Origin of the sequence: Dialister sp. (assembly GCF_051885895.1) — a bacterium.
Taxonomy (GTDB): Bacteria; Bacillota; Negativicutes; order Veillonellales; family Dialisteraceae; genus Dialister.
Genome location: NZ_JBJEXP010000024.1, coordinates 1 through 2,975 on the forward strand (window position 1 = coordinate 1; position 2,975 = coordinate 2,975).

The 2,975-nt window shown below is 52.2% G+C and carries 3 protein-coding genes; all 3 read left to right on the top strand.

Annotated elements, in window-relative coordinates; all coding sequences use genetic code 11:
• Positions 1-49 precede the first annotated feature (49 nt).
• The 3 genes from ACI4N7_RS01740 (at position 50) to ACI4N7_RS01750 (ending at position 2,931) form a co-directional block, all read left to right on the top strand.
• The gene (locus tag ACI4N7_RS01740; RefSeq protein ID WP_439731645.1) at positions 50-904 is read left to right on the top strand and encodes a transporter substrate-binding domain-containing protein; all 855 of its coding nucleotides are present in this window, start codon (positions 50-52) and stop codon (positions 902-904) included.
• 35 nt (positions 905-939) lie between these two features.
• Positions 940-1,791 carry a transporter substrate-binding domain-containing protein gene (locus ACI4N7_RS01745; protein ID WP_439731646.1) on the top strand — a complete coding sequence of 284 codons (852 nt, stop codon included), beginning with the start codon at positions 940-942 and terminating at the stop codon, positions 1,789-1,791.
• A gap of 276 nt (positions 1,792-2,067) precedes the next feature.
• On the top strand, positions 2,068-2,931 hold the full coding sequence (locus ACI4N7_RS01750; protein ID WP_439731647.1) for a transporter substrate-binding domain-containing protein: 864 nt from the start codon (positions 2,068-2,070) through the stop codon (positions 2,929-2,931).
• The last annotated feature ends 44 nt before the right edge of the window (positions 2,932-2,975 follow it).

Here is a 2,975-nt window from a genome sequence, read left to right on the forward strand (position 1 = left end):
AGATGTATATTTATAAAAAATACAGTATTTTTATGGGGGAGGCCATAGTATGAAGAAGATAGTGAAGGCAGCCATGTTGGGGCTGGCAGCGGCAGGTCTGGTTCTGCTTGGCGGCTGCGGCGGCGGTTCCGAGCAGGCGAAGTCGGCGGCCGGCAGCAGTTCGCAGAGTGCGCTTATGCAGAAAATCAAAAAGGATGGTAAACTGGTAGTAGGCACGGCGTCCGGTTTCCCGCCCTATGAATTTCTGGATACTTCCGTGAAGGACCAGAAGAAAATCGACGGCATTGATATGAAGCTGGCGGAGCAGGTGGCGAAGAAGCTGGGAGTGAAGCTGGAGGTGCAGGACATGACCTTCCAGTCCCTTCTTTCTTCCATTACCACCGGGAAGGTGGATATCGCCATTTCCGCCATCAATCCTACGGAGGAGCGGAAGAAGACCGTTGATTTCTCCCAGAATTATCTGGAAGGAAAGCAGACCCTTCTGGTGCGGAAGGAGGATGCGGGGAAGTACAAGTCCCTGGCGGATTTTGCAGGGAAGAAGATCGCCGTCCAGAAGTCTACCATCCAGGAAAAACTGGCTACAGAGCAGATCCCCGATGCCCAGATCGTGGCTCTGGCCAAGGTGCCCGATGCGCTCCTGGAGCTGAAGCAGGGGAAGGTGGACGCCGTGCCGGTGCAGAATATTGTAGGAGGCCAGTACCTGGTCACCAATGACGACCTGGCGCCTACGAATATTTATTTCGAAAAATACAGCGGAGGTTCTGCTGTGGCAGTTCCCAAGGGGAGCGACGATGTGATTGCCGTGATCAATGAAGTCATCCAGGAAAACCAGAAAAACGGAAATATTGACAAGTGGGTGGATGAAATGACGAAGAAAGCGGTAGCCAACGCCCAGTCCAAATGATGGAACTTGCTGATTCCCTAAGGAGGGGACCCATAATGAAGAAAACAATTGAAGGCATACTTTTAGGCGCAGCCCTGGCGGGCGTCATGCTGACCGCAGGCTGCGGCGGCGGAGATTCCTCCAACGCCAAGAGCGCTGGCGCTTCCGGCCAGGCCCAGAGCAAGCTCATGCAGACCATTAAGCAGAGAGGAAAGCTCATTGTGGGCACCTCTTCCGGCTATCCTCCCTATGTGTTCGTGGATGCCCAGTCTCCGGACAAGAAGGTCATCGGCCTGGATATGGAAATGTGCCAGCAGATTGCGGATAAGCTGGGCGTGCCCATGGAAGTGCAGGATATGAGCTTCTCCGCCCTTCTTTCCTCTGTCACCGCAGGGAAGGTGGATATTGCCGTAGGCGGCGTATCGCCTACGCCGGAACGGGAAAAGGCCATGGCCTTCTCGGACCTGTACCTGCCTACGGAGCAGAAGCTGCTGGTCAGAAAGGAAGACCAGCACAAATTTAAGACCATGGCGGACCTGAAGGGCAAGGTCATCGGCGCAGAAAAATCCACCACCCAGGAAGCAACGGCCCAGAAGGTGGAAGGAGCTACGGCCATCGGCCTTTCCAGCGTGCCTGATGCCGTGCTGCAGCTGAAGAACGGCAAACTGGACGGCATCGTTGTGGAAGGGGTTGTATCGAAACAGTACCTGGTGTACAATGACGACCTGGCCCTGGCGGACGTGCAGTTTGAAGGCGCCAAGAAAGTATCCGCCGTGGCTCTCCAGAAGGGCAATGACGATGTGCTGAAGATCATCAACGACGTGATCAAGCAGGATACGGAATCCGGCCAGTTTGACAAGTGGGTGGATGAATACAGCAAGATCGCTATCGAAAAGGCAGGGAAATAAAATCTGTAAAAAGCGGCAGACCGGTATAAAAATCAGGTCTGCTGTTTTTTTATGCATGAAATACCTTTTCCTTTCAGATCCTCCGGATAGCGGATGCACCGAAGAAAAACTGGATATTCTCCAGCACATTGGGGATCTTCCTGCAAAAACTTTTTGAAATTTCAAAAAAGTGCATGAATATTTATTGACATATACGCATAAATATGCTAAACTCTATGCAAGTTAAGAAATGAAGTTTCCCTGGTACAGGATCGAACAACGAAAGGGTGTATGAACATGATGAACAAGAAAAACATACTGAAAATGATGGCATTAGGCATGGCAGCAGCGGCTGTATTCGGACTGGCAGGCTGCGGCGGCGGTTCCGGCAGCAGCCAGAGCGCCAGCTCCCAGACCCAGAAGGAAAGCCCCCTCATGCAGAAAATTAAAAAGGACGGCAAACTGGTGGTGGGCACCGCTTCCGGCTACCCTCCCTATGAATTCGTAGATACCTCCTCCGGGGAAAAGAAAGTCATCGGCATCGATATGGAACTGGCCCAGAAAGTAGCTGACAAGCTGGGCGTGAAGCTGGAAGTACAGGACATGAACTTCCAGGCCCTCCTTTCCTCCCTCACCGGCGGCAAGGTGGACGTAGCCATTGCAGGCATCAACCCCACCGATGAAAGAAAGAAATCCATGGATTTCTCCGCTGACTATCTGCCCACAGAACAGAAGGTCATCATCCGTAAGGCCGATGCGGATAAATACAAAACCGTAGAAGACCTCTACGGCAAGACCATCGGCGTGCAGAAATCCACCACCCAGGAAGCACTGGCCAAGGAAAAGATCAAAGACGCTAAGATCGTAGGCCTGGCTCATGTGCCGGAAGTAGTGCTGGAACTGAAGCAGGGCAAGGTTGACGGCCTGGTGGTGGAAGGCATTGTAGGCGAACAGTACGTTATCTTCAATGACGACCTCATGTTCTCCGACATTAAATTCCCCGGCGCCGTGAAGAACTCCGCCGCTGCCGTACAGAAGGGCAATGAAGATGTGGTGGCTGTGATCAATGAAGTGATCAAGGAAAACACAGACAACGGCAACTTCAAGAAATGGACCGAAGAATACAGCAAGAAAGCTGTAGCCAATGCGGATAATAAATAAGTGAAAGAAGAAACTGCAGTGTCCTGTGGGGCGCTGCAGTTTTT

Excerpts from the sequence above, each read along its gene's own strand:
- ACI4N7_RS01745 (WP_439731646.1), top strand. The coding sequence starts at position 940 with ATGAAGAAAACAATTGAAGGCATACTTTTAGGCGCAGCCCTGGCGGGC.
- ACI4N7_RS01740 (WP_439731645.1), top strand. The coding sequence starts at position 50 with ATGAAGAAGATAGTGAAGGCAGCCATGTTGGGGCTGGCAGCGGCAGGT.
- ACI4N7_RS01750 (WP_439731647.1), top strand. The coding sequence starts at position 2,068 with ATGATGAACAAGAAAAACATACTGAAAATGATGGCATTAGGCATGGCA.